Source organism: Lachnoanaerobaculum sp. MSX33 (assembly GCF_000512995.1).
Classification (GTDB): Bacteria; Bacillota; Clostridia; order Lachnospirales; family Lachnospiraceae; genus Lachnoanaerobaculum.
Map to the genome: position 1 here is coordinate 26,782 of NZ_AZXX01000043.1, position 26,015 is coordinate 52,796.

Annotated in this window: 23 protein-coding genes and 1 pseudogene; 1 reads left to right on the forward strand and 23 read right to left on the reverse strand. The window is 37.8% G+C overall.

Features of this window, described 5'->3' with window-relative positions:
* Window positions 1–176: 176 nt before the first annotated feature.
* From HMPREF1495_RS04030 to HMPREF1495_RS13545, 10 genes and pseudogenes are all read right to left on the reverse strand, one after another.
* The gene (locus HMPREF1495_RS04030) at window positions 177–1,931 is read right to left on the reverse strand and encodes an IS1182 family transposase (protein WP_034212273.1); all 1,755 of its coding nucleotides are present in this window, start codon (window positions 1,929–1,931) and stop codon (window positions 177–179) included.
* Window positions 1,932–2,066: 135 nt separating this feature from the next.
* A complete protein-coding gene (locus tag HMPREF1495_RS04035) occupies window positions 2,067–3,188 on the reverse strand; it encodes a plasmid recombination protein (protein WP_242832842.1) in 1,122 nt (373 codons plus the stop codon).
* Window positions 3,189–3,761: 573 nt separating this feature from the next.
* The gene (locus tag HMPREF1495_RS04045; RefSeq protein ID WP_034212276.1) at window positions 3,762–4,544 is read right to left on the reverse strand and encodes a hypothetical protein; all 783 of its coding nucleotides are present in this window, start codon (window positions 4,542–4,544) and stop codon (window positions 3,762–3,764) included.
* A gap of 11 nt (window positions 4,545–4,555) precedes the next feature.
* The gene (locus tag HMPREF1495_RS04050; RefSeq protein WP_034212278.1) at window positions 4,556–6,019 is read right to left on the reverse strand and encodes a restriction endonuclease subunit S; all 1,464 of its coding nucleotides are present in this window, start codon (window positions 6,017–6,019) and stop codon (window positions 4,556–4,558) included.
* Complete coding sequence (locus HMPREF1495_RS04055; RefSeq protein ID WP_034212280.1) at window positions 6,013–8,034, reverse strand: N-6 DNA methylase; 2,022 nt, start codon at window positions 8,032–8,034, stop codon at window positions 6,013–6,015. Before HMPREF1495_RS04055 ends, HMPREF1495_RS04050 begins: the two co-directional genes overlap by 7 nt.
* Before the next feature lie 17 nt (window positions 8,035–8,051).
* Window positions 8,052–8,375, reverse strand: coding sequence for a helix-turn-helix domain-containing protein (locus tag HMPREF1495_RS04060; protein WP_198013543.1), 324 nt, complete (start codon window positions 8,373–8,375; stop codon window positions 8,052–8,054).
* Window positions 8,376–8,558: 183 nt separating this feature from the next.
* The gene (locus HMPREF1495_RS04065; protein WP_034212283.1) at window positions 8,559–8,846 is read right to left on the reverse strand and encodes a hypothetical protein; all 288 of its coding nucleotides are present in this window, start codon (window positions 8,844–8,846) and stop codon (window positions 8,559–8,561) included.
* A 108-nt stretch (window positions 8,847–8,954) separates the two neighbouring features.
* Window positions 8,955–9,254: a hypothetical protein gene (locus HMPREF1495_RS04070; RefSeq protein WP_034212285.1), complete on the reverse strand. Its 300-nt coding sequence runs from the start codon at window positions 9,252–9,254 to the stop codon at window positions 8,955–8,957.
* Entirely contained in the window at window positions 9,251–11,122 is a 1,872-nt protein-coding gene (locus HMPREF1495_RS04075) for a recombinase family protein (RefSeq protein ID WP_051402805.1), read from the reverse strand. The genes HMPREF1495_RS04070 and HMPREF1495_RS04075 overlap by 4 nt, the downstream gene beginning before the upstream one ends.
* An 84-nt stretch (window positions 11,123–11,206) precedes the next feature.
* Window positions 11,207–11,872 (reverse strand): annotated as a pseudogene (locus HMPREF1495_RS13545) (type IV secretory system conjugative DNA transfer family protein); the annotation flags it as partial.
* A gap of 611 nt (window positions 11,873–12,483) precedes the next feature.
* Between HMPREF1495_RS13545 and HMPREF1495_RS04085 the strand changes: the two are divergent.
* On the forward strand, window positions 12,484–13,503 hold the full coding sequence (locus HMPREF1495_RS04085; protein ID WP_242832843.1) for a hypothetical protein: 1,020 nt from the start codon (window positions 12,484–12,486) through the stop codon (window positions 13,501–13,503).
* Window positions 13,504–13,591: 88 nt separating this feature from the next.
* Here HMPREF1495_RS04085 and HMPREF1495_RS04090 read toward each other — a convergent pair whose 3' ends face one another.
* The 13 genes from HMPREF1495_RS04090 to hemW form a co-directional block, all read right to left on the reverse strand.
* Complete coding sequence (locus HMPREF1495_RS04090; RefSeq protein ID WP_034212289.1) at window positions 13,592–14,272, reverse strand: hypothetical protein; 681 nt, start codon at window positions 14,270–14,272, stop codon at window positions 13,592–13,594.
* Between the two features lie 36 nt (window positions 14,273–14,308).
* On the reverse strand, window positions 14,309–14,746 hold the full coding sequence (locus tag HMPREF1495_RS13990; RefSeq protein ID WP_242832844.1) for a hypothetical protein: 438 nt from the start codon (window positions 14,744–14,746) through the stop codon (window positions 14,309–14,311).
* Window positions 14,747–14,995: 249 nt separating this feature from the next.
* The gene (glf, locus tag HMPREF1495_RS04100; RefSeq protein ID WP_034212293.1) at window positions 14,996–16,093 is read right to left on the reverse strand and encodes a UDP-galactopyranose mutase; all 1,098 of its coding nucleotides are present in this window, start codon (window positions 16,091–16,093) and stop codon (window positions 14,996–14,998) included.
* 14 nt (window positions 16,094–16,107) lie between these two features.
* On the reverse strand, window positions 16,108–17,073 hold the full coding sequence (locus HMPREF1495_RS04105; RefSeq protein ID WP_034212295.1) for a prenyltransferase: 966 nt from the start codon (window positions 17,071–17,073) through the stop codon (window positions 16,108–16,110).
* Complete coding sequence (locus HMPREF1495_RS04110; RefSeq protein WP_034212297.1) at window positions 17,051–17,926, reverse strand: phosphatidylserine decarboxylase; 876 nt, start codon at window positions 17,924–17,926, stop codon at window positions 17,051–17,053. Before HMPREF1495_RS04110 ends, HMPREF1495_RS04105 begins: the two co-directional genes overlap by 23 nt.
* 8 nt (window positions 17,927–17,934) lie before the next feature.
* A complete protein-coding gene (locus HMPREF1495_RS04115; protein WP_034212299.1) occupies window positions 17,935–18,531 on the reverse strand; it encodes a CDP-alcohol phosphatidyltransferase family protein in 597 nt (198 codons plus the stop codon).
* A gap of 1 nt (window position 18,532) precedes the next feature.
* Entirely contained in the window at window positions 18,533–19,108 is a 576-nt protein-coding gene (locus HMPREF1495_RS04120; protein WP_034212301.1) for a CDP-archaeol synthase, read from the reverse strand.
* A complete protein-coding gene (locus HMPREF1495_RS04125) occupies window positions 19,105–19,470 on the reverse strand; it encodes a diacylglycerol kinase (protein ID WP_034212302.1) in 366 nt (121 codons plus the stop codon). The genes HMPREF1495_RS04120 and HMPREF1495_RS04125 overlap by 4 nt, the downstream gene beginning before the upstream one ends.
* A gap of 15 nt (window positions 19,471–19,485) precedes the next feature.
* Window positions 19,486–20,550, reverse strand: coding sequence for a hypothetical protein (locus HMPREF1495_RS04130; RefSeq protein WP_034212304.1), 1,065 nt, complete (start codon window positions 20,548–20,550; stop codon window positions 19,486–19,488).
* A complete protein-coding gene (locus HMPREF1495_RS04135; protein WP_034212306.1) occupies window positions 20,543–22,681 on the reverse strand; it encodes a PEP/pyruvate-binding domain-containing protein in 2,139 nt (712 codons plus the stop codon). Before HMPREF1495_RS04135 ends, HMPREF1495_RS04130 begins: the two co-directional genes overlap by 8 nt.
* A complete protein-coding gene (locus tag HMPREF1495_RS04140) occupies window positions 22,678–23,778 on the reverse strand; it encodes a DegT/DnrJ/EryC1/StrS family aminotransferase (RefSeq protein ID WP_034212308.1) in 1,101 nt (366 codons plus the stop codon). Before HMPREF1495_RS04140 ends, HMPREF1495_RS04135 begins: the two co-directional genes overlap by 4 nt.
* 36 nt (window positions 23,779–23,814) lie before the next feature.
* Window positions 23,815–24,837, reverse strand: coding sequence for a threonine aldolase family protein (locus tag HMPREF1495_RS04145; protein ID WP_034212310.1), 1,023 nt, complete (start codon window positions 24,835–24,837; stop codon window positions 23,815–23,817).
* Window positions 24,838–24,853: 16 nt separating this feature from the next.
* Window positions 24,854–26,011: a radical SAM family heme chaperone HemW gene (gene hemW / locus HMPREF1495_RS04150; protein WP_034212312.1), complete on the reverse strand. Its 1,158-nt coding sequence runs from the start codon at window positions 26,009–26,011 to the stop codon at window positions 24,854–24,856.
* Window positions 26,012–26,015 lie beyond the last annotated feature (4 nt).

Below are 26,015 nucleotides of genomic sequence, written 5' to 3' on the forward strand. Positions count from 1 at the left end.
AAGGGGGCTGTCGGGAAATAAGTAATTTTACTTCCCGCAGAGCGAAATAGAAATATCCTGACAAATACAAGGCGTTTTGGCTTTGTGACTTTGTCAGGATATTTTGTTTTTCTATAATACCGTATATTTTTGGGCATAAAACCCCCTTTGCTGAAATTTTGTTTTTGCATTTTTTACTATGCTGTTTTCTCCTGTGGTTTGCCTTCAAATTTTTTTAGTTTTGCGTAGAGAAAACGATGATATTTATTTATATTTCTTCCTATTGCAAAAAGCATAAATTCTTTATATACCTTATCTGAAGAACGATAGTTAAAGCGTCGGAAATCTTCATTTTCTTTAATATCTCCAAAATGACCTTCTGTTTGAATAGAGCGTGTCTGTCGTTTTAGGATACCTTTTTCACTCTGTATGTTAGCATGTGATTTCTCTCGAAGTTCTTCCCATACTTCATTGATCTTCATTACTTTGTTCTTATCAACATCTTTATCAGGATTATATTTGTATAAGCATTTAGGCTTATGTTCACATCCACTACAGTCTGAACATCCATATACTTCATACGTTTGTGTATAACCATTCTGTTCTTTCTTTTCAGTGTTGATATGTCTAAGTTCACGACCGTCATGACAGATATAGACTTGTTCATCCTCAAATACCATTGTCTTCATGTTGTAGTATTTACCTATATCTTTACTGTATGCTCTTGTTTTACGTTTTTCATGATCCTGCAGTTTTATATAACTGTCTATCTTATTTTCTTTTAGATATAAGAGATTTTTCTCACTACAATAACCGCTGTCTGCCGTAACTTCTTCAAGTACTTCTCCAAATTCTTTTTTATGTTTTTCAAGGACAGGAATTAGTGTGTTATAATCTGTACGATCATTACTTACATAACAATGTACAATAAAATAATTCTCTACTGCTATCTGTACATTGTATGCAGGCTTTAGCTGCCCGTTCAACATATGATCTTCCTTCATTCGCATAAAGGTTGCTTCCAAATCAGTTTTGGAATAGCTGTTTCTATCTTTCACCATAATCTCAAAGCATTCTTTATAGTGCATTAATCGCTGTCCACAATGTTCAAGCTCTTCATAGAGTTGTTGAAGTTTTGGCTTTCTCTTACCCTTTCCGTTAACAAATACAATACCTTCTCCGTCAGCAATAGTCATAAGGTTTTTCTGAAGCTTAAGTATTTCAAGAGGCGAGCAGTTATCAATCTCTATAATACGGTTATTAGATAACTTTTTATGTTTTGTAATCTTTCTTTTTCTGTTCTTTTCAATAATATCTCTAACTTTATCAATCCCGTCAATCACAAACATTTGTGCATTTCCAAACTCGTACTTTTCACCAAATCCATTATCTTGTAAAAAAGAATTATAGTCTGAATAGAGCTTATCAATAGAATCCAGAAGACCTGCAAGATGATAATTAATGCTTCCACGCCATACAAAAGTATAACGATTAGCATTAGCTTCTATTTTCGTTCCATCAATAAACAACTCTTTTAATGTTACAAGACCTTCTTTTTGTAATCGTCTCATAAACTGATAGTTTAGATTATCAAGGATATCTGAAGTAAGTTTCTTACTTTTAAATTCATAAAAAGCATCTCTTTTAGGCTTTCTCCCTTGAGTAAGCCAGATAAAAGCAATATCTCTTTCACATAAATCCACAATACGATCAATAGAGCGTATTCCTCGCATATTTGCATAAGTAATAACTGCATACATCATGATTGGATTATACCCTGTTCTTCCCTTGTCCGAACAATTGGCTAACAGTCCGGAAAAATTTAAATCCTCCATAACTTTTTTTAGGGTATAGACCGGATCGTCATCGGGTAAACTCAATTCATAGAAACTAAAGTTGATTTTCTGTTGACCTATTTCAAAAAAGTCGTTATAATAATTAACTGTAAGCATAGTTACATTATAACATGTAACGGAGAAAGATGGTTGTCGTTAGCCATCTTTTTTTATGTAAAAACTTAGGGAGGTGTGACTCGTTTTGAGTTACTCCTCCCTTTTTATGGCTGCCATTTCCCGACAGCCCCCGGTTCATCTGTCCAAATCTGTATTCTTTTTTCTTGTCGGCCTTGATCTCGATGCGTTATAGTCATCGGCCTTGGCCTGTGCGTTTGCAAGCAGCTCATGAATGGATCTTCTTGCAGAATTTTTGATTGCTTCCTTGCCTGTCTGCTTGACCTTCGAATCCTGAAGTCGCTTTGTGACGGTCAGGGCCGTTGCCTTCAGCTTTGCTTTCAAATCGGTCATGATATCCGTGATCAGCTTCACAACGTTGGGCTTGGCTCTGTTCCAGGCAACTGCCTTTTCCTGAAAGTCATTTACGATATTCAAGTCATGATCCTGCGTTTCCGCTCTCACAGTGTCTGTGACGATCTCCACGGCCTTTTCATAGGCAACCTCAGCAACCTGATCGAGCAAAGCTTCCGTGTCCTCAAGCCGAACAGAGGCGGCCGCCAGTTCCCCGGTGACTGCTTCCAAGTCCTCTTGTTGCCAGAGCAGCTGCTCCTTCTGTTTCATCAGAATATAGTCCTGCTTTTCCAGATAGACCCGGCCACCGTAGGCCGGTTCTTCTTCCAGATGCAGGCCATGTTTTTTGCAGATATCAAACAAGATTGTCCGGCAAGTTGCATCGAAAACCATCTTCCGGCTGTTGTACTTTCCCGGTTTCTTTGTCGGATCCGGCGGCTCAAAACCGAGTGCTTCCAGTGCCTTATCCTGTCCTGGCTGAATCTCTCCATAGCGGTTCGTGTAATCAAAAACATGCCGCTCATGAATGTGCGGAGTGCCTTCATCCACATGAAGCGCCCAGTTCAAAACATGAACGTGATCTCCGAACCGGCGGTCCAGTTCTTCTAGAAATTCATTGGCAACGGAGAGCAGTGTTCCCGGATCTGCATAATCCTCAATGGTGCCAATCTGGTAGATGGTTTCCTCCGAACAAAAGCGTTTGTCAGCCAGAATATCTTCGGCACTGCGATCTCGTTCCGGGTGTCGGGCTTTTGCATTTCTTTCATGCTGACCAAGGATATGATCCGCAAAACGGTCACTGTAAAACAGCTTTTCCACCTCAGCAAAAGAGGGGGCTTCTGTCACCTGATCCCCACGAAGCGGCATCTGGCTGAAGCAATCCCAATACACATTGAACTTGGTCATTTCCGAGTCGATGTGATCTGCATTTTCGAGATCAAACGGCGGTCGTTGTGGTCTGCTTTATAAACTCCATTCTTGTTAGCCCTGCCATTGTGGCGGGTAAGTCGTTGTGCCATTTCTTCAAACTCTCCTTTCCGGGCAGGGGATGAAACCTGAGCGAAGCGAAGGAATCTGCCTACTTTGCGGTAGATAATAACCTTTTATAAAGTGTCGCAAGCAACACTTCACTGGGCCAAGGGCTTTTGCCCTTTGGAATCCTAAGCGAGGCGTCTGCCTCTGCACTCCGATCAGGGCCTGTCACCCTGAACCCCACACAAAGGGATTGCATTCCTCTGTACTCTTGCTCCGGAAAATAAGCTGCTCACCGTTTGCCCGGCGGTTCGCATTTTCTTCTCCGGCTCTGTTTCCAAAAACTGAAAAATCCTTGTTTTCGGAAAACAGAAAAGCCGATGACTTTCTCCCCAGAGAGGGGAGTGATCACCGGCTTCGTTTCCAGACCGAGCTGCGCATCTCGATCTTCAAATGGGCAAAACAAAACCGACCAACATTTCTGCTGATCGGCTTTGGCTTGCTCATTTATTTGAGTTTTTTTAATGGCATACACAATATTTCATATGCATATCGGTATACTGCATTTGCGGATTCATCTGGTGAAATATCTCCGTGAGCCAAACAACACCGAAGCATATACAAAACCGTTATAATACCTTGGCTGATTTTACTTACATCATTGACAAATCGATATGTACCTACTGCCAAATGACTGTCTTCAGTAGCTAGAATACTGGTCATTTTATACGGTACAAGTGTTTTATAACAATCCTGACATTTTCGTTGACGTTCATCTGATAAACGCTGAAAAGCAGACTGTTGCATCAAGTCAGCAACATTATACTCATCTTGCTCATAGCGAAGTATTTCTGTACTGGTTCTTATTTCCGTGATCACAGTTGTAATTTTCCCACGAGCGCGAGAGCATTCATACTTTACATTACGGAATTCAAAGCTTCCACGTGCATTGCTGTTTTTAACAGCAACCTCCGAAAAGGATACTGTCTGGCGCACCCCAATATACTCTTGTGTCGTTATTGCTGCACTCAATAGGGATGAGTGCAGAGCAGCAAGACTTGTTCTAAAAGACTCACCTTCGGCTGTTTCAGATGAAAGAAGATTTTCCATATAGGACTTGAAGCGATTGCTTCTTCCACCAATAAACTCAATGCATTCTTTGTCTGTTTTTCCGGTGACTTCACCGCTAAAATTATACCACGCATTAAAGGCAATCCATGCTTTCATAAATGCTGAAAAATAATCAACCTTTATGTCGATGGCATCAATCCAATCTTTGTATCCGGGCATATTAGCTCACCTCACTTTGTATAAATGATATCATCATTCATGATGCGGAGAGCTTCTTGCTCCAATTTATATGCTTCATAGCGTTTTTCATTTGCCTTGAGGGCAATGTCGTTGATACGCTTTTGGATTTCGGAGTTTTTTAGCAATGGAACTGGAATCTGATGAACATGATTATCATCAATTTCATCAACTACCGAGCCATAGGTGTATCTTGTAATGAGTTGGTATCCGTAATCCGATGACAAGAAGATACTGATGTATCCAGCAACTTCTTCATTGACCGGAACAACACGAATAATGTGCTGATTTGCCGTCCAGTTTTCCCAATGCTTTCCGACAAGTGTAACCTTTCCAATTGTGCCACTACAGGTTATCATCGTCATGTTTTCGTGTAGTTCAAGCTGCTTTGTGATGCGATCAGCATGATGCACAAGGGATAGATATTTCTTGTTTGAGGGGTCTAATTCCCATAGTTGCTTGCCACCAATAAATACACGTCCATATCCTTCTTCAACATAAACACGCTTAAATCTTCCGGGTAAGATAATTTCTTTACTAATCCGGCTATCTCCGATTGTTGTGACCTCCAAGGCATGCGCTTGTAGATGATTAACAATAGCATCCACAATCGGCACATGATACGATGCATCCAAACGCAAATTCATATCACTGAGTTTCACACTATAGGTTTTCACAGGAGCAGTTTTCTTCTGCATTTCTGCAATCGGCGGTAAAGCTAACTCATCTACAAGAAGCTGCGTGGCCTCATCAATCAGTTCATTCGATTCATCTCGCAATGCATAAGAGTGGATAATTAAATCGTTGATTCTCTGCTTGATTGCTGCCGGAGCATTCGGGATAGGAATGGTTGCAATATGTTCTGGCTCAACTTGAGATATAACCGCGCCATAAATATTGGAGCGGATGAGAAGCTGTCCAATAGTCGATTTCAAAAATGCATACACATATCCCGGATTTGCTTTGCATTCCAAGCGCATTGCATGTTCGCTGATTAACAGTTTTGAAAGTGTCTTATTAACAAAAGACATATTGCCAATTGTTCCAGAGCGAGAAAGTAACACAGCGCCTTCCTTAACTCTCAGATTCTGAATTTTTGATGATTCTACCATAAACTTTACGGGTTGTGGCTTTATGTCTAACATTTCTGAACTACCAATAAAGCCAATAGAATTATCATGAGTTTTTTCTACGTAATTTCTCTTTAATCGTCCACCATAATGGGCTTTCTCAACCGGACCTTCCGCACTGATAAGAGAAACCGGGGCATATTTACAGTGTTTTATGATTTGATAAGCTTTTTTGGAATCTACATCAAAAACACTGGCTTCTAATCGTTTTCCTCGGTTGATAACATCAGAAAGCGATACTTCGCACCATTTTAATGGGCTCTCACTAATAACCGGTTCCTGCTCAGGCGCATCATCTACGCGATAAGCAAGATTATTATTTACCATGCCAACCCCTCCTGTATTTTCCAGTCAGCAAAAATAGCAGGCACATCAGGTGTCTGGTCATCTTCGACTTTTCGCTTCTGTTGGTGTGATACCGTACGTTCTCCTTCACCAGTTTCACTAAGAACAAGCACACTGTTTGTGTCAGGAACAAGGACCTCATTTCCTTCATTATCACGTTTGAACATCGGATTTCCACGCTTATCATGGCCAACCTTCTCGACCATTGCCATGAAAATGTTATAATCAGCCATTTGTCCGGAAGTTTCCTCGCTTAAAATCTGTTGTTCGGTTTTCTTCTGCAAAATCAGTACAGAAGTCTGTGTTCCGTTACGAGGCTGGAACGTATCTGCATGAAGGTCAATACTTGCGATAATCCTATGGTTTTTAATCATCCACTCACGGATATATTCAAGGCCAGGAGCGCCAAGGATGGAGTCTGGCAGAACAATACCCATACGACCACCTGGAACTAAAAGCTGCGTGCAACGCTCAATAAACAGAATTTCCGGTGGGACTGAAGATTGCAATCTGGGAGTCATCTTCCATACCCCAGTTTTCTTATCATTTTCCCAAATGTGTGCAAGCTGGAACTGCTCAAGAATGTTCTTATCCTTAATTGGGATTTTGCTACCAAAAGGCGGATTGGTCACAATTACATCAAAGTACGCAATACTGGTATGATTTCGAATTTCACTCTTTTTTACATGAAGCGCATCTGCAAGGCGGGCCTTGAACTCGTCGGCCCACTCATGCGGTGGCAAAAGAGAATTTGTCTGAAGAATATTGCCACTGCCATCATTATTCATAACCATGTTCATTTTTGTGGCCTTGACCAAATCAGGGTTAATATCGAAACCATAATAATTCGATGCAGCCATTTCTGAAATTCTATCTTGGAAAGTACGAATGGTATCACTGTCCCAATCGGCTCGTTTTACACCAAGAGCGGCAGAAAACTCATTTTCAAGCTGGCTGATAACATGAGTCATGGCAGTAACAAGAAAGCCGCCAGTACCACAGGAAGAATCAAGAACCTTTTCATCCATACGAGGGTTAATCATTTCAACTACCATTTTCATGACATTTCGTGGGGTGAAAAATTCGCCTCTGTCACCACGAAGATTTGCACCGACGATTTCTTCGTATGCTTTGCCCTTGATGTCAATATTCGTGTTCAACAAGCTGTACCGCTGTAGTTCGCTAACAATATATGCAAGGCTACGGGGGCTGAGCTTAATTTCATCATTAGCATCAAAAATCTTGCCATGACGTTTTTTTACACGTTCGAAAATCTTACTAATTCTCTTGCGAACAGTAAGCTGTCCATCTGGATTAGAACGTTCCTCAGATGTGGTGTAAAACTCCAGTGGGTTCGGGATATTGCGTTCGTCTTCAATCTTACAGAAGATCACCTTCAGAAGTTCAAAGAACGCAGGCTGCTTCTGCATACCATCATTTACGTAAATGTGGTTGTGGCAAGTTTTGAAAACAAACAACAGGTTATCGTCAGATGCATTCCGAAGGCTGGTACGGGAAGGCCTGTTGACATCGTCCAGATTACCGTCAGCGGATGGAATATCATTATACTCCATGAACTGGATATTTCCATTAGCGTCAACATACTTGCGGAATACATATTTCTGAATACTGTTCGTCCACATACCCCACTCACAATTGGGACAAACAGACATATAGGACTGCAACTGTGCAAGGCCATCCTTGGCATTTCTCGCATCTACGGTTTCCTTTTTACACTCAATGATCAGTTTGATGGTACCCTGAGTCTGTTCTTCAGCATCTTTTTCCCAAATAACTATGTCGGCACGAGGCTTATTGGAACCGACCTGTAAAGTAAATTCGATTGCAATCTGGCCAGGAAGATATTTATGCTCATTCACCAGACGCTTCTCGATAGTCTGACGTACATATTCCTCCGGTGTATCATTTCTAAATTTTCCATCGATATAATCGCAGATTTTACCATCTGGGATTACGATAACTTTTTGTGTACTCATAATGTTCCTCCATAAGCTTAATTGGTGGCCATGCGAAGGCTGTTTCTAATTGAAGCAATCGCATCGGGATTATTGGAAATCATCTGCGTTATATCTGCAGGCATCTCGCCACGCTCCTTTGCGGCCAAGTTAAAGAAGCGTATTTTGGTTTCCTCATCAGCGTGGAGGATTTCTACCGCCTTAAACTGCAAATGGGGAGGCGGCGGATTTACACGGCCAGAAGCAATGTCATAGAAGTACGGCTTTCTAATACCAAGTTGAGTATAAAAATCCGTTTGGGTTAATCCAGCTGCTTTTATCAATTGTTTTAGATATTCACCGAAACGGGGTTCTTCATTCATCAGCACCTTCACCTCCATATTGTATGTTTGTATATAAACTAACATACTTCAATTACATTTTCAAGAGTATCTCAGGAACAAGACGTAGTTATTACATCTTAGGCCACCGAGTTTTAAAACGATTTATTCTATCTTGAAATAGAGCCCCCATATCCACCTTTGTATGATCAGATAATTTTATTCTTATAGCTTGCTCATCAGCTCAGACTGCTTGGCTCGTTCACTGGATGCACGGCGGCGTTCTTCACTGTAAGGCTCCGTCAACCGAATGGAAAGCCGAGCCTTGCTGATCCGATAGGTCACGCTGCCTTCCTCTGTAATAGCTTTCAGTTCACAGAGATCCGGGTGATTCTTGGCATAAGCAGCGAACCGCCGCTTGAGTGTCGGATTGAATGTGTAGAGTTCCCAATAATCATCCCCCTCAGAGGAAAGAAGTATGGTTTCCTTTTCGTACTTTGTCAGTTTAGTCATGGTGACATATCCTCCTTGATTTTGACAGATTTATAGCCGCCTCCCGGCATGGAAAGCGGCTATGTAGGGAAGTGACCACAGGCCACTTCATGTATTCTGTTTGTCGGTTCAAGAGCCAAGAAAATCAGCCAAGATGAACCGCACATCAATGATTCGTTCTATGAACCAAACACAGATATGTGGAATGAGAAAAGCAATAAACGCAATCAGAATCATCTGCCAAGCTTCGTGTCCAGAACATATCCCCATCAGATATCCAAGGATAGCAACAGCCCTGAACAGGAAGGACAGGATTCCAAGGATCACTTCCACAATCCCGGTGCAGAAGGTTCCGATCCACTGCATGAGGATCAATATCAAGATAACCGGCAGAACCAGTATCTTCAGGATGGCTTTTATCACAATCATCTTGGAACACCTACTTTCGGAACAATTTCACTCATGCCGGAAACAGGGATAAACACACCAGCGGCCATATCCTCGGCCCGGATCTGTTCTTTCATTGCCTTCATCTTCCTGTGCTTCTCAGATTTCACTCGTTCCTCGTATTTGCGTTGCCATCCACTTTCTTTCCGGCGAAGGTACTCCTGATGCTGTTTGTCCTTGAGTGCTTCAATTCGCTTGATTTCTTCCAGTTCTTCCTCTGTTGGCTCTGTCGGTTGAAGTGTCTGAGGAACAAACTTCCCTACAAAGTTGAAATAGATTTCAATCTCCTGAGTAGTCTTAATGCTGCCTTTTCGGCTACGCTCATGAACGAGGATCTTTTCCACGAACTCATTCAGCATGGTGGTGGTCAGTTCATCGAAGCTTTCATACTTATCAATCAGAGCTACAAAGCGATCAGCAGATTTCTTTCCTTGTTCAATGGACTGAAAATAAGCTTCAAGTTCTGCACACTCTACCTTCAAAGTCCGCTGTTCCTTTGCATATTGCCGATCAAGAAACGAATATCTGTCATCAGGCAACTTGCCAAGCACATTATCCTCATAGATGCGGATAATCAGTTTTTCCAGATCTGCAATGCGCTGTTTCACTTCATCCATGCGATCTTTCTTCAGCTTAAACTCTGTTGTCTGCTGACATTTCTGTGTTTCCTGAACAATCTTCAGAAATTCTTCCCGGTCATTTTGAGAATACTCTGCGATTGCCTTCAGCATGGCCTTAACGGCATCAATTACCGAATCAGCATTAATTCGATGCTGGGTTTTGCATCGAGTACCGACCGGCACTTTGCTATAAGCAGAACAAGTATATTGCGGAACTCTTTTTCCATTGGTAACACGATGAACATACATTTTTGCCCTGCAGTCAGCGCAATACATCAATCCGGTCAGCGGATGTGTTTCACCCCAACCATTCGGATACCGCCGGACATTACTGCGAAGCCTTTGAACAATATCATAGGTTTCCTGATCAATAATCGGTTCCTGCGTATTTTCAAAGACGACCCATTGATCCTCAGAAACATAATGACTTTTCTTATCTTTGAAGTGCTTCCGAGTCTTGAAATTAACTGTGTGACTAAGGTACTCTCGCTTCTTGAGAATGTTCACGATGGTGGAAGATCCCCAGTTATACGGATCCTTGAAGGTCTTGTTCTTGTTCAGGCCTTGTCCAAACCGGGCCATGTGAACCGCCGGAATCTCGACCTTTTTCTCTTTCAGCAGAGAAGCAATCTGATAGGGGCCGAAACCTTCAATCGTCCAAGCGAATATCTGTCGGACGATGGCAGCTGCTTCCGGATCCACGATCCAGTGATTGCCGTCATGCTCATCCTTGAGATAGCCATACGGACAGCTGCTTGCGACATGCTTACCGGCATTTCCTTTTGCCAGAAATGTGGATTTGATCTTTTTACTGGTATCTCTCGCATACCATTCGTTCATGATATTGCGGAAAGGGGTAAAGTCATCATCCCCACGAAAGCTATCAATCCCATCGTTCAAGGCAATCAGACGGATGTTACGCTGCCGAAGCATTTCCATGAACTGACCAACCTGAAGATAATCACGGCCCATACGGCTCATATCTTTGATTACGATGGTACTTACATTCCCGGCTTCAACTTCTTTCATCATGGATACGAAGCCCGGTCGATCAAACCAGGTGCTGGATATTCCGTCATCCGTAAAATGCAGATATGGCGTAAGATTATTATCTTCCGCATAGTTTTCAAGCATCTTTTTCTGATTGGTTATGCTTTTCGATTCTCCTTGCAGTTCGTCATCATGGCTTAGGCGCTCATACAGAGCAGTAAATTTATTCTTCACTGACATTACCTCCTTCCTCTGTATGTAATAAATGCTCTAAGCGAACCTCAGTAACGGTGTACTAAAAGTTCTCTTAGAGCATATAACATCGGCTACAAGCTTATATTTTCGGTATTGTTTCACTGCAAAATGTGTCGGTTCTCGTTTTTCCAATGCTTCAAAGAGCCTGTCAATCGGATTCATATAGGTTTCGTCATCTTCTCTGACCTCAGAAGCGTCAATCATATCAAGAAGAGTCTTAAAATTCTTTTCTTCTCTTGGAGCTTCATAAAAGATATAACCTATCAATGCCGTATACTAGAGCTTTTCGGCTTTCACCCAAAAATCTTCCCCCGACCTTTCTCCTTCTCCCTTCGTATTGGCGATAATCGTCTGAACCAACTTCAAAATATCCTTCTCACTCTTGATATAGGCGAAAAGATTGTATTTCATCGACTTCTTGAAGTTAATAGTATTCAAGATTTTAATCTCATATCCATTCTCCTGAAGCATCTTACCACACTCCAAGACGATCGTTCCCTTTGGATCGGTTACGCAATATGACGAGTGCATCTGCATTAGATTTGGCTTAACAAAAAATCTGGTTTTACCACTTCCTGAACCACCGATCACAAGAACATTTTTATTTCTTGCGTGTTTCGGATTCTTCGGTCGTCCGTTCATCGTGAGCCTTTCTGTCTGTGTCAAAAGAATGTTATTCTCCATCTTTTCATCGATATACGGCTCTATATCTTTAGAGTTTCCCCAGGAAGCGTTTTGTCAAGTACCTTTTTATATTTATGGACGCTTTTTATATTATATTTATGGGCGCTTTTTCTACAAGGTATTTTAACTTTTGAGCAAAGAAAAAGGGGCTGTCGGGAAATAAGTGATTTTACTTCCCGCAGAGCGAAATATAAATATCCTGACAAATACAAGGCGCTTTGGCTTTGTTACTTTGTCAGGACATTTTGTTTTTCTATAATAAGGCATAGAAACTAAAGTTGATTTTCTGTTGACCTATTTCAAAAAAGTCGTTATAATAATTAACTGTGAGATAGTTACATTATAACATGTAACGGAGAAAGATGGTTGTCGTTAGCCATCTTTTTTTTGTAAAAACTTAGGGAGGAGTAACTCATTTTAAGTTACTCCTCCCATTTTATGGCTGCCATTTCCCGACAGCTCCTTTCTCTATATTTACAAGCCATGTATTTAATGATATCATTTAAAGAAATAGATTTTAAACATATTTTAAGGAGAATGTATAATGAAAAAATAAGCTATTTATCTTATTCCTATTATCATTTTTAATATATTCACTTTCTGGATGTCAATCATCAAGAGAAAGTGAAACCTCTGTTGCACAAGAAAGCGAGTCTCCATCAATGCAAGATACTTCTACACAAGAAAGTTCTACATCTTCAACAGAGAGTGACATGGCTCAAACTTCAATAAATGATGGACTTTCCATATCACAAAGCATCTATTTTCCGTATGAAAATTTAAATGAGTTAACTATTAATGAAAATATTGATAAGGACAGCTTAAAAAATATCGTTAGCAAACTCCCTGAAATAGCCGAGTATATACAGCTTAGTGATGTGGAGCTAAGTACGGACTCTTCGACCATCACAATCAAATATGATGAATTTTATGAAGGTGCAATCGCATCCAGGCTTTATGATATTGATTTAACACCACCAGGTATAGATGAAAATCCTTTGCATTCTTCACCATATATATTTCCAAGGCTTGACAATAATGCTTTGCTTTTAATAATAGCCAATGATTCTATATCATATGTAAATTATGAGATTTCTGTACCTGAGGAATTTTTTGATTCAAAACCTCTTACTCTAAAACTTGCAAAAGAAAACTTTACAAAGCACTTAGGTGATATATCCGGTGCCAGAGAAGATAAAAGCCGTTATGATATTTTATTAGATTATGATAACGCCATATTTGCCAATAGAATTCACCTTAATGGTGTAGTCCTTGGTTCTAAAGAGGAAGTGCTCATTAAAAGATATAAAGAACCTAATGAAAAAGATGGAAATAATTATAAATATCTTTCCGAAGATAGCACTATAACATTTAGGCTTGAAAAAGAAAAGCCTGAAGATAATTTATTAACTGTTACCAAGATTTCAGTTCGCCCACTTAAAAAAATCATATATGAACAGTTTTTCCCACTCAGTATAGGATTATTACCTGAGCAAAATGGAGTTTTAAGCAAATCTCGTGTTGTGGGCTACCTTGGAGAACCTAGAATAAAAACTTCGGATACTTATTATTATAGACTAACCTCCGGTTTATCTGATTATCTATACTTTACATATGATGATAATGAAAATGTAATAGAATATGGAATGGTAAGAGAAGAACTTATACCTAAAAATCATTAAATATAAAATGGGCTGTAACATATAAAAAATTACGTTACAGCCCCCTCTTTTATACAAAACTATTTTATTCTATCATAGATTATTCAAGTTACTTTACAAATCTGGAAAACAAGTCTATCAATATTCCAATTAATATACTTACAGCAATACATATGAAAGTTATCCTTGCAAGCATCCTGCCCTTATTCCAGTACTTTGTACTTATATGCAATCCGTCTATTAAATCTATTCCCAGTATCCGTTGAAGGATAAAATGCACTGAAGTTCTCTCAAAAGTCATCTTCTTTTGCTTCCTTGTAATGTCCAAAATACAAATAGTTAATATAAAACATGGCAACTCTATTAAAGTTGTGCATACCAGCAGTACAGGTAGTAAAATCCACATACCAATTATAAATGGCCAAGTAATAATGACAAACGGCATTAAAAATACCAAAAAAAAGGCTCCTACTCCGAATAAGCAAATAAAAACAGGCAGACCTCTACCAATTAACATAATTGGCATAAGTGTGTATTTATAAAAGAAATAGTTATTTATACAGTAATCTATATCCTCTGTCTTTATTGCTTCCAGTATATTTATAATTTGTACTCTGATAAGTATTACATATACCACAATAAACAATATATTATTCACTGCAACAATTACAGTAGGAATACTTACATCTGATTCCGATAAGATTTGATGCAAAACAATTATATTAAAGCATAGCCATGCATATATTAAAATTATATAGAATATATCTAAAACAGGCCGGAATTTCTTCAAATTATTTCCTCCGTACTTATTTACACAAGATTATACCTAAAATCTATTTGCCAAATAAATCGATAATACCAATGCTGTTACGCAAAAGGTAAAAACAGCAGTCACAACAGCCAATCCCCTGCCTCTATTCCAATACTTTATACTTATATACAGTCCGTCTATAATATCCAGCACCGGTATCATCTGCAATAAAAAATGTATCGTTCTTTCCGCAGAAGACATACCGTATTTTCTTTGTGTAATACCTAAGACACAATCGATTGATGTAAAACACGGCAACCCTATTACAGCAAATACTATCAACGAATATGGACCTATCGTAATAATAAAAGTAATAATAGAAGAAATTATAAGAGTTATAATAAACACAAGTAAAGTAGATACAAGCCTATCTTCCGGCCAATGAATTATTATTCCGAATATTGCAAAAATAATAGTACCTATTATTCCTGCGCAGGTTAATTCAACAGGCATCGTTATATATTTGTATACAAAATATGTTTTCAGACAATAGTCTACATCTTCCTCCTTTTTAGCAAATGAAATATTTCGCGTTTGTGATATCAAAACAAATACAAACAGGATACACATAGGAATAATTAATACCAGTGCAGTAGCAGCTCCTATAATACACAATATAGCTAAAACTATTGAACCATATATTGCTGTTGCATACAGTATACCCAACAACAAAGGGTGTTGTTTTTGATCATACTTCATATATTATAAATTCTTCTCCACACAATCGAGTGCCGCTTCAACCACCTTGTCCATATCATAGTACTTATATGCACCAAGTCTGCCACCGAAGATTATCTCAGGTCTGGTTTTTGAAAGCTTGACATAGCTTTCATATAGAGCATTGTTCTTTTCATTATTGATAGGATAATACGGTTCCTCACCCTTTTGCCACTCTGTAGGATATTCTTTTGAAATAATGGTGAAGTCCTGATTGCCGTATTCGAAATGCTTATGCTCTATAATTCTTGTAAACTTTACATCTCTTTCTGTATAATTTACCACTGCATTTCCCTGATAGTTATCGGTATCAAGTCTTTCATCCTCAAAGTATACTCTTCTGTACTCAAGCACTCCAAGTTTATAATCAAAGAACTCATCAATCATTCCGGTATATACAGTTTTATCAGCTATATCAGGATTTTCCTTTATGAAATCTCTGTACTCGGTATTTGTTCTTACTTCTATACCCTCAAGAAGCTTTTCAACTATTCCGGTATATCCTCCTATAGGAATACCCTGATATCTGTCATTGAAATAATTATTATCAAATGTAAATCTCAGTGGAAGTCTCTTTATAATAAATGCCGGAAGTTCCTTTGCATCTCTACCCCACTGCTTTTCCGTATATCCCTTTATAAGCTTTTCGTATACATCTTTTCCGACCAAAGATATGGCCTGCTCTTCCAGATTCTTAGGATCTGTAATTCCTGATTCCTGTCTTTGTTTTTCTATAATCGCCTTTGCCTCATCAGGTGTTTTTATATTCCAAAGCTTGCTGAAAGTATTCATATTAAACGGCAGATTGTAAAGTTCATCCTTATATATAGCAACAGGTGCATTGATATAATTATTGAACTCTGCAAAATTATTTACATACTCCCAAATCTTTTTATTTGAAGTATGGAAAATATGAGCACCATATTTATGAACATTTATTCCGTCTACATTCTCGGTATAGATATTTCCGGCTATATGATTTCTCTTATCAATAACCAAAACACTCTTACCGCGCTTCTTTGCCTCATATGCAAATATTGCTCCGAAAAGCCCCGCTCCAACTACTAAAAAATCGTATTTCATATACTACTCCTTATCTATATCTTTCCAACTATCAAATAAATTACAATAGTTGCAATCATCATACATTCCTGTATATATGTATATCTTTCCACCTTACTGACAATTCTGTATTTGCCGGGATCCTTCTTATATTCAATGAATTTCATAGAACACCATACTGTGTTTGCAAGTAATGCCACTACAGAGATCTTATTAAGATTCCATACCAAAACCACATTTGTAAGTATATCAAGCCAAGTAAGAAGAAATACAAAATCAACGCATTTCTTATATCCGAACAGCTTTGAATATGTGACATATTCGGTTTCCTCTTTAGGTGCACGGATTTTTCTGGAGATCTCCCAAATAAGTGCGGGGAAATAAAGTGTCATAACCGCCATCAAATTTGTAATATCAAATATCGGAAGTTTATACTTCATTATCGCATAAGAAATAACATAAATATTTAATATTATCTGTACCGGATTATGTGTAACCAAGGCAAGAGGCAATGACTTTGCTATCTTATGCTTTTGGAAAAACCAAACCGCCATCAAACTTCCGTAACTGTAAAGTATCAGACAGAATATAAAGTTCCTCATAAAAAGTATATTTATAAAAATTGTTATTCCGATAAGTATAGTGGCAAAAATTCTTAAATCATCCTTATGCACTCTGCCTGACGGAAGCGGTCTGCTTGCAAAAAGTCTGCAATCCAGCTCATAATCCTTAAAATCATCCGCAATACGCAGCCAAAGTAAAAAGCTGAATATTGTAAATCCTCCGATTATTACGCCTATTACATCATGCTGTATAAAATAAGATATTAAATCTGATTGACCTTCAACCTTATCAAATAAAAGCAGCTGCTTTCCCGTTACTCCATGATTTAATAGTACAATAAAGTATATTTCCAAAAATACAATGTAGCCAAGACATAGTCTTGGAATAAGCGGAAACATTTCATTAAAATAAACTCTAAGCCTTTTTAATCTTTCCATATCCTATCCTCTCTCCGATTCGGATTTTAGTTTCAAAATTTCTTTTACTGTTTTCTAAGATATCTCTGTCTATCTCTATTTCCTTGCCGACTATCTCAACTATACTTGAACCGCCATATGAGAAAAAACCCTTTTCCTCACCTTTATGAAAGTAGCGTTTGTTATGGTTATGAATATGTCCTACAAGCATTGCTCCTATCTCCATATGAAGCATCTTGCCATATTCACTCATCCAAAATTCCAACACCCTTTTATTCTCAGCAAATGCTCTCCAGTATGCGGCATCTCTTCTGACACTTTCAAGTCTGCCGGAAATTTCTTTTCTTTTTTCACTTCTTCCTGTTAACGGATAAATATATCTGTGATAATCACAAAGACTTAGTCTGTATAATAAAAGATATCCACCTCTTGCCCATTCGGGCAATGGGTCTTTCAACAATTTATCCATATTGTAAACATTGCCCTTTATCATTATACTAAGTTTTTTATTTCCAAGATAGAGTTTTCCGTCTTCACCTATTTTAAATACTCGAAGTTTTCCACTTGCAGTGGCTAAAAAACCCTCATTATCCACATTTATCTTTTCTTTTCTTGAAAAAAAAACGGCAAAGCTTTTAAAATTTCTCTTTAAAAGCCCTCTATCCAAATCATATTTTTTTATAAAGCTTTTTATCTTATTTTTAGACAAGGGACTTTTATAATATATCGACAGCAATTTTGAAAAATATGGCCTTGCAAAGAAGAGTTTTAAAAATAGCCTCCCAAAAAAACTGTGATATAAAAATTCTATAACTTTTGCCGAGTCTTCCTCTTCTCTTATTATTTTACCGCTTCTTCTATCAATTATTTCCAAAGTATCACCTATATCAGCAATAAAGCTATAAACACAATGGCAAGAATCAAAAAAGCTGTTCTGATATACAGATTCGGCTTTCTTATCTTCTTATTCCACAAAAATGCCAAAATTAAAAATATATACAGGCACTCAATCGGTAAAGCCGAAAAACTCTCTATATACTTTGCAATAACCACATACAAAGATATAAAAAATGCGGAGTACGTTACAGCAAGTCCTGTAAAATAAAGCTTATCTTCACTTCCCTTGCAGTTAAAATACGCAAGTCTTATTATTACCGCCAAAATATATAAACTTACAAGTACAAATGAAATATATATGTTTTTAGAAAAAAAGCTTATATATATCTTTGCGGGAAACAATCCGAATGAAATCAGATCTGCAAATGAATCTATCTGTACTCCGAAGTTTTCTTCAAGCTCAGTTCTTTTATACATTCTTGCAAATATTCCGTCAAATGCATCACAGACTCCTGCAAGCATCAGTAAAATAGTAGCAAGGTACAAGCTCTCTGCAAAGAAAATCCCGAATATCGAAATCAATACACCTATATAAGTCAGTATAACACTTGGATGATATACTCCCAAAAATATCTTTTTCATATCATAAATACTTTCTTACTTTAAACAAAATCAAAATCATATTTACAGCCACATGAGTGATCCCACCAAGTAAAACCGCCAAAATATATTGCATGAAGCTAAGCTCAGCAAATATTGCAAGCACCAGCATTACTCCTATCATCGAATCTATCTGATCGTATACGAATGTAGCTATATTTGTCGGAAATCTGCCTCTAGTTGTCGCATCTATATCAAATCTTCTTTTTATAAAGCTGTTTGGCAGCTCAAAGAGCATATATGCAAATCCGAATAATGCTCCGGATAAAAGATTAAAATAAACCATATTGGGATAATTTTTATAGATCAGATTGTAATGCTCCAATCCCGTTTGTTTTAAAAATAATCCCCAAAGTATTGCCGCAAGCACAGTGCCAAGTATCATTCCTATAAACCCAAGTACCGTCTTACTGTTGCCGAAAATTCTTTTTCTTTTTAAACTTTTACCGCCGTCTACAGGTATTCGTAAAAAATTTAGCGCCTTTATCTTTACAAAGAGCATATTGAAAACTCCGCCAAGGATTACAGGAAGCATACTTATATACAGTGATATGATCATAATGCTACTCCTAAATAACTTATACATTCCATAATCTGTACGGCAAAAAACGCTATACCGAAGCAAAGCACTCCGGCAGCTCCCATATCCTTAATAACCTTTATCTCAGGATGAACCTCTGCTGAAATAAAATCAGAAATATGCTCTATGGAAGTATTTATACATTCCAGGCCGTAAACAGCTGCAGAGGTAATAATATATGCATACCAACCGGCCTTATCCGGCTTAAATACAAAAAAGTCCACGAGAAAAAATATAATATCTATAACAATGTAATACTTATAGTTCTTTTCTGTCTTTAGAGCAAAGATAAGTCCCTCTATAGCACAATATATACTTTTTAAAAATGTCTTATTCTTCATCTATATCTCCGGATACTAAAGCATTTTTTCAAGCATCACATACTTTCTTTGCTCTTTTATCTTGTCCTTAAAATACCCTCCGCTTGCCTTACCGCTGTGAATAAGTGCGGATATTCCACTTGCCTTTTTTACTTTAAGAATATCTACAACCTGCTGTGAAAGTGCCGAACCGAGTCCAAGGCAGTCTCTTTTAACTCCCATATATAAGAGTACATATCTTTTTACATGAGACTTTACATTCATCACATTTAGTAAGAGTGCAGGTGTTCTTGCTTTACAAAGTAAATTTCCATAATCCGGCAGACATATTAAAAATCCCTTTAATACGTCGTCCTTATATGCAAGAAAAACCGTCTCCGTATCTATTACCATTTTTAAAGGTGAATAAAGCTTTACAAAGTCCTCTTCAGATATCATCTTAAATCCGCAAAAGTCTTTATATCCTTCTATCAAAACAGGATATATATCTCTTAGGTATTTTTCAAAATTATCTGTATCAGGATGTGTAAATATATATCCCTCATCTTTTGCATCCTGCAGTCTCTTCCTTGCCTTTTCGCTGTCAAAGCTTTCATCCGCAACATCAAAGAAGTTTGAAAAGTACTCTTCGGATACTTGAAATCCGTTCTCTTCCCAAAGTTCTTTATAATATCCCTTATTTGCAGGCTCTCCGATATATGGCAAATCCTCAGAAGTGCAAAAGCGATACCTTGCCCAGAAAGAAAGGTCTATAGGTCCCAAAACTTTCTTCTTTCCTTCTTCCCTAGCAATACTCTCTGCAGTTTGAAGCAGTTCTTTTGCCACCTCACTGCTATTGACCGATTCAAAAAATCCTATATATGCAATATCATCTTCATAAAGTGAAAGCAGGCATCTGGCTACCACTTCTTCCTTTTTATCCTTCGCTATAAGCGGTATTATCTTTACACCTTTACATAATATATTGGTGTTTTCCAAAACTTCCCTTTCAAAAACCTTATCCTGCATTATATGTTTATCATCATAGATTTTTGAAGGAAATCTGAGGAACAATTCCTTATCCTTGTTCTTTTTTACTATGCTTACAGTTATCTCACTCAATTTTGCTCTCCCTTTTTATCTTGCAGTATCCCTTATCGCCGTCAAGCTCCACTATATCACCACTTTTTATATAATTCATCAAATCTGAAATCCCAACCACCGCAGGCTTTTTTAACTCTCTTGCAACTATTGCGGTATGAGAAAGTAAAGAACCTCTCTCTGCTAAAATTCCCTTTGCTACATCAAGTAGAAGAAACCAGCCCGGATCAGTTGAATATGTGGCTATTATCTTATCCTTCACATCCTTTAATGACACGGTTCTCATATCTGTTATTTTAATGACTTCACCAGTAATTTTTCCGCTTGAAACTCCTCTTCCTGTAAGAAAATCTCTCTCAGTTTCTTCATCACAAATACTTCTGTCCATAATTGAAAAATCTATAACCGGATCACCCAAAAGCACAACTTTTTTAATAGTCGGAAGCTCATTGTATACAAGCATCAGCCTTTTTTCTTCTTTTATTTCTTCGGTAAAATCCTTACCTGAAAATATCATTTCTCTTATTTGTGGAAGTGACAGATGATAAATATCTTCGCCAACAGTCTTTGCACCTATTTTATCTATAAGTTTTCTCATTAGTCCGAACAGTCTGCTTCTGTTCATCCTTGAAATCTCTCGATAATTGGTTGAACTCCTTGCCAAAGACTTCTTTATCTTTACAGTACTTTTATTAATATCCTGTACGGGAAGCATCGCCCTTTCTTCCACCATCTTATCAAGCAGTTCCGGATTTGTTGCAAATGTCCTTGTCTCAAGCTTCAGCTCCCCTATAGTTCTGTCACCATAGTATTTGATATAATCCGCTTTCTTTTCTTTATATTCATCCGAGCTTGCACCGAATTTTGAATATGTATGTACCAGTTCATTTAACGCTTCTACAGGCTTTTTACTTTCAAGTGCCAGGGTATTTTTCACATTTTTCCCTGCAAAATGTGTGGACAAAAATGACACCATATCATTTATCAATGTCCAGTCCCACTCTTTAAAGAATACAGCTTCCATTTCCAAAAAAAGATTGTACAGCTTCTTTGGGTCCTCTTCATTTTCAACTTTTGCACTATAGTATTGGAATTCTTTTTTGAAAAATAATGAAAGATCCGCCATCTTTTTTTGTGAGATCAAAAACAGATAAAGAGTTGAAAAGAAAAGCTTTGTTTTTATAAATAAGCTTGGTCTTTTTTTAGAAAAGTGTATTTTTTCATCCTCTACACCAAGCATCTTTTGCCAAATAGGGATAATCTTTGAAGAGAAAGGTAATAGTCTTAAAATATCGTACCAGCTACTGATTTCATAGTACATCCTTCCCCCAAAGTAACTGACCATATGCGTAAACAAGTCTTCATACCTGTTTGCTGATTTTCCAAGCACTCTTCCTATAAGTCTTGTAAATATCCTTGTGTATGCCTCCCCGGCAAAGCTTCCGGTCAGCTTAGAACACACTCCGGGGTAACTTTCAGCAATATTACTGTTATCTAAAATGCGAATATTTTTTGTAAAATCAAGACTCGTAATCTCTCTTGCCTGTAAAATATATATTTTTTCATCCTTGACGGCAAACTCTATATCCATCGGCTTTCCAAAAAGCTTTTCGATTCTTTCTCCGGTTTTTTCAAGTTCCTTTACAAGGTTTTCAGGAAAGTTCAAGGCATTTCCCTCTTTATATGTAGCTCCGTCTCTGTAGTGGTGATAGGTAATTGTTTCAGCTTTATCCTCCACTATACTGCTTCCAAGTCCTTTTCCTACCACTATCACCGTCTCATTTAAGATGCCTTTAGGATTGGCAGTAAATAAAACACCTGAATATTCGGAAGCCACCATTTCCTGAATTATTACACTTGATATTTTGTTTTCTGCCTGTATACCAAGCTTTTCTTCGTAGTATCTGTTTTTATAACTGTCTACCACTGATTTTATAGCCTTATCCACTTCTGATTTTGGAACATTTAAAACAGTTAAAAATTGTCCTGCATAGGAAAAGTTTTCACCGTCCTCATGTGCATCATTTGAGCGAACGGCAAAAAGTTCCGAATCAAAATATGAAAAGTCAATCTCATCTCCGGGATAAGCTACTTTAAACTTTGGAACCTGAAAGCCGTTTTCTTCCAAAACCTTTAAGTTTTTTGCTTTCATAGTTCTCTCCGTATAACACTGCATATCCTCTCTACCTCAGCCTCTTCCAAATCAGGATATATAGGCAAGGTCAAAACCTTTTTTGAAATATCAAGTGCAATAGGTGTTTCATTTGCATCAAAGTTTTCACTATAACATTCATAGGCATTTGTACATGGGTAAAAATACTTTCTTGCAAAAATATTTTCCTTTGCCAGTTTGTCGTATAATTCATCCCTGCTGCCCCTTTTTACAACTATTGGAAAATATGCATAGTTGTATGTAGTGTCATCATTATATTTATTAAGTCTAATAGACTTTATATCTGAGAGCCTGTCTGTATATAGCTCACAGATTCTCTTTCTTTTTTCTATGTACTCAGAAAGATGCTTCATATTGCAAAGTCCCATAGCGGCCGCAAACTCATTCATCTTTGCATTGCTACCCACATAAGGAACATTTTCCTTATCCGCAATACCGAAGTTTTTCAAAAAATCCAAAGACTTTCTTCTCTCCTTATCTCTGAGAGCTATAGCACCACCTTCTATGGTGTTAAACACCTTTGTTGCGTGGAAGCTGAATATACTCATATCTCCAAAATCCGCCACACTCTTTCCTTTATATCTCTCACCGAATGTATGTGCCGCGTCGTAGACTACATATAATCCATGCTTTTTTGCTATTCTATCAATGGCTTCCACATCACATACATTACCATATACATGTACAGGCATTATAGCTTTGGTATCTTTTGTTATAAGCTTTTCTATTTTTTCAGGATCAATTGTAAAATCATCTTCCTTTATATCGCAAAAAACCGGCTTAAGTCCGTTTCTTACTATGGCATGAGTGGTAGATGCAAATGTAAATGGCGTTGTTATAACTTCACCTTCTATCTTTAGAGACTGTAATGCAAGCTCCAATGCCAGATGTCCGTTTACTGTAAGAACTATATCCATATCGTCCATAAATTTACTTAAAGTATCTTCAAGCTCATTATGTACATCACCCATATTGGTAAGCCAGGCACTCTCCCATATCTTATCTACATACTCAAGGAATTCCTCCTTAGGAGGCAATGTAGCCTTTGTGACAAATATTTTCTTTTCTTCCTTCATACGCCTCCTTATATACCGGTTAATATTATATCTTTTTTACAATATGGAAATCAGCCTCTCCACATCTTCATTCTCAGTTGCCCAGCTTGTACAAAATCTTATAACATGCTTTCCGTTTGAAAGAGTCTCCATAAATCCGAAGCCTATATCCTTTGATAATCGATCTCTTGTAACATCATCAACTACAATAAACTGTTGATTGGTAGGGGAGTCTATATAAAGTTCATACTCTTTCTCAATCAAAGCCTTCTTTATCTTCATAGCGGCATCTACACCTTTTTTTCCAAGTTTTTTGTACAAATCATTACTGAACAATGTATCAAACTGTATTCCAAGTAGCCTTCCCTTTGCCAATACAGCTCCAAAGAGCTTCATATCGGTAAAGAAATGTTTACTGAGCCTTTTATTTGTAAATACTATCGCTTCACCTATCAGTGCACCGCATTTTGTACCGCCTATATAAAATACATCACATAATCTTGCAATATCTTCCAAACCTGTATCACATTCACTGCTTCCAAGTGCATATGCAAGTCTTGCTCCGTCTATAAAAAAAGGAATATTATATTCAGCACAAACCGATCTTATCTCTTCTAATTCATTCTTTGAATACAAAGTTCCATACTCTGTAGGCTGTGATATATAGACCATTCCGGGATATACCATATGCTCATGATTTACATCTGCGTAAAAGTCTCTGCAGAATCTTTTTACAGTATCTGCCGCCAGCTTGCCGTTCTCAGACTTCAATCCAAAGACCTTATGTCCGGTGTTTTCTATGGCTCCCGCTTCATGTACCGATATATGTCCGGTATCTGCCGCAATTACACCCTCATAGTTTTTCAAAATACTTCCGATAACTATTTTGTTTGCCTGAGTACCACCACTTACAAAGAAAATTTCAGCATCGGTCTTTATAGCTTCCTTTATCTTTTCTTTTGCGGAAATACAAAACTCATCACTTCCATAACCTGCCTGCTTGGATAAATTACTTTCCTGTAATTTGTCTAAAATCTCAGGCGTTGCACCCTCGCTATAATCATTTATAAAATATAACATACTTCCTCTCAGTCTTTTAATCCAACAAAAAGTCTGACATTACCATATTGCTGAGATCAAGTCCCTTTTCGGTTAGCCTTAAGTTTGGCGAGTTATATTCCATAAGCTTTAACATCATATTTCTCTTTATCTGTCTGTCAAATACCTCAAACATATCTACACCGAATCTCTCGTTGAACTCATGTCTGGATACACCTCTTGTAAGTCTGAGACCGAGGAACATAAATTCCTCCATATTTGCCTTGATGTCAAGTTCTTCCAGATCACAGTAAAGCGGTGTAATATCCTGCTGCATCTTTACACTCATATATTTTTTGTAATCCGATTCCACATGGAAGCGTCTGTTCATCACATAACCTGAAGCGCCTACTCCAAGACCAAGATAAGAAACTCCTGTCCAATAGCCTATATTATGTCTGCACTCTCTTCCGGGCTTTGCATAATTGCTTATTTCATATCGCTCATATCCATGCTCTCTTAAAATATTTTTTGTAAGAGCATACATCTCTCTGTCTATATTCTCATCTGGTAGGAGCATACTGCCCTCTTCACTTCCGTACTTGTCAAAGAAAGGAGTATCCGGCTCTATTATAAGTGAATACGCACTTATATGCTCAGGCTTTAGGGCACATACTCTTTTTAATGTAGTCTTATAGCTGTCAATTGTCTGATTCGGCAAACCGCTCATAAGGTCTACATTTATATTTGTAAACCCATACTCTCTTGCAAGCTGATAGCTTTGTAAGAAATCTTTATAGGTATGTATTCTTCCAAGCTCTTTAAGCTCCTCTTCGATACTGCTTTGCAAACCGAAGCTTATCCTGTTGATTCCGGCCTTTTTTATATGCATTATCTTGCTCTTTGACAATGTACCCGGATTACACTCAATAGAAACTTCCGCATCGGTTTCAACTATAAAGTTCTCACGAACAGCATTCATAATATCAAGTATCCAGATTCCGCTAAGTGTAGTCGGAGTACCTCCACCGATAAAAATTGAACTCACAAGATATTCACCGTAATTTTGTCCCTGCGCTTTTATCTCCTCTATAAGCTGATTAACATATGCTTTCTTTTCACTGTCGTCAGCTCTAAAGGATAAGAAATCACAATACCTACATTTTTCTTCGCAAAATGGTATATGCACATATAATTCCAACTTTTTCATTGACATACTT

Excerpts from the sequence above, each read along its gene's own strand:
- HMPREF1495_RS04030 (WP_034212273.1), bottom strand. The coding sequence starts at position 1,931 with ATGCTTACAGTTAATTATTATAACGACTTTTTTGAAATAGGTCAACAG.
- HMPREF1495_RS04035 (WP_242832842.1), bottom strand. The coding sequence starts at position 3,188 with ATGACCAAGTTCAATGTGTATTGGGATTGCTTCAGCCAGATGCCGCTT.
- HMPREF1495_RS04045 (WP_034212276.1), bottom strand. The coding sequence starts at position 4,544 with ATGCCCGGATACAAAGATTGGATTGATGCCATCGACATAAAGGTTGAT.
- HMPREF1495_RS04050 (WP_034212278.1), bottom strand. The coding sequence starts at position 6,019 with ATGGTAAATAATAATCTTGCTTATCGCGTAGATGATGCGCCTGAGCAG.
- HMPREF1495_RS04055 (WP_034212280.1), bottom strand. The coding sequence starts at position 8,034 with ATGAGTACACAAAAAGTTATCGTAATCCCAGATGGTAAAATCTGCGAT.
- HMPREF1495_RS04060 (WP_198013543.1), bottom strand. The coding sequence starts at position 8,375 with ATGAATGAAGAACCCCGTTTCGGTGAATATCTAAAACAATTGATAAAA.
- HMPREF1495_RS04065 (WP_034212283.1), bottom strand. The coding sequence starts at position 8,846 with ATGACTAAACTGACAAAGTACGAAAAGGAAACCATACTTCTTTCCTCT.
- HMPREF1495_RS04070 (WP_034212285.1), bottom strand. The coding sequence starts at position 9,254 with ATGATTGTGATAAAAGCCATCCTGAAGATACTGGTTCTGCCGGTTATC.
- HMPREF1495_RS04075 (WP_051402805.1), bottom strand. The coding sequence starts at position 11,122 with ATGTCAGTGAAGAATAAATTTACTGCTCTGTATGAGCGCCTAAGCCAT.
- HMPREF1495_RS04085 (WP_242832843.1), top strand. The coding sequence starts at position 12,484 with ATGCAAGATACTTCTACACAAGAAAGTTCTACATCTTCAACAGAGAGT.
- HMPREF1495_RS13990 (WP_242832844.1), bottom strand. The coding sequence starts at position 14,746 with ATGCCTGTTGAATTAACCTGCGCAGGAATAATAGGTACTATTATTTTT.
- glf (WP_034212293.1), bottom strand. The coding sequence starts at position 16,093 with ATGAAATACGATTTTTTAGTAGTTGGAGCGGGGCTTTTCGGAGCAATA.
- HMPREF1495_RS04105 (WP_034212295.1), bottom strand. The coding sequence starts at position 17,073 with ATGGAAAGATTAAAAAGGCTTAGAGTTTATTTTAATGAAATGTTTCCG.
- HMPREF1495_RS04115 (WP_034212299.1), bottom strand. The coding sequence starts at position 18,531 with ATGAAAAAGATATTTTTGGGAGTATATCATCCAAGTGTTATACTGACT.
- HMPREF1495_RS04120 (WP_034212301.1), bottom strand. The coding sequence starts at position 19,108 with ATGATCATATCACTGTATATAAGTATGCTTCCTGTAATCCTTGGCGGA.
- HMPREF1495_RS04125 (WP_034212302.1), bottom strand. The coding sequence starts at position 19,470 with ATGAAGAATAAGACATTTTTAAAAAGTATATATTGTGCTATAGAGGGA.
- HMPREF1495_RS04135 (WP_034212306.1), bottom strand. The coding sequence starts at position 22,681 with ATGAAAGCAAAAAACTTAAAGGTTTTGGAAGAAAACGGCTTTCAGGTT.
- HMPREF1495_RS04140 (WP_034212308.1), bottom strand. The coding sequence starts at position 23,778 with ATGAAGGAAGAAAAGAAAATATTTGTCACAAAGGCTACATTGCCTCCT.
- HMPREF1495_RS04145 (WP_034212310.1), bottom strand. The coding sequence starts at position 24,837 with ATGTTATATTTTATAAATGATTATAGCGAGGGTGCAACGCCTGAGATT.
- hemW (WP_034212312.1), bottom strand. The coding sequence starts at position 26,011 with ATGTCAATGAAAAAGTTGGAATTATATGTGCATATACCATTTTGCGAA.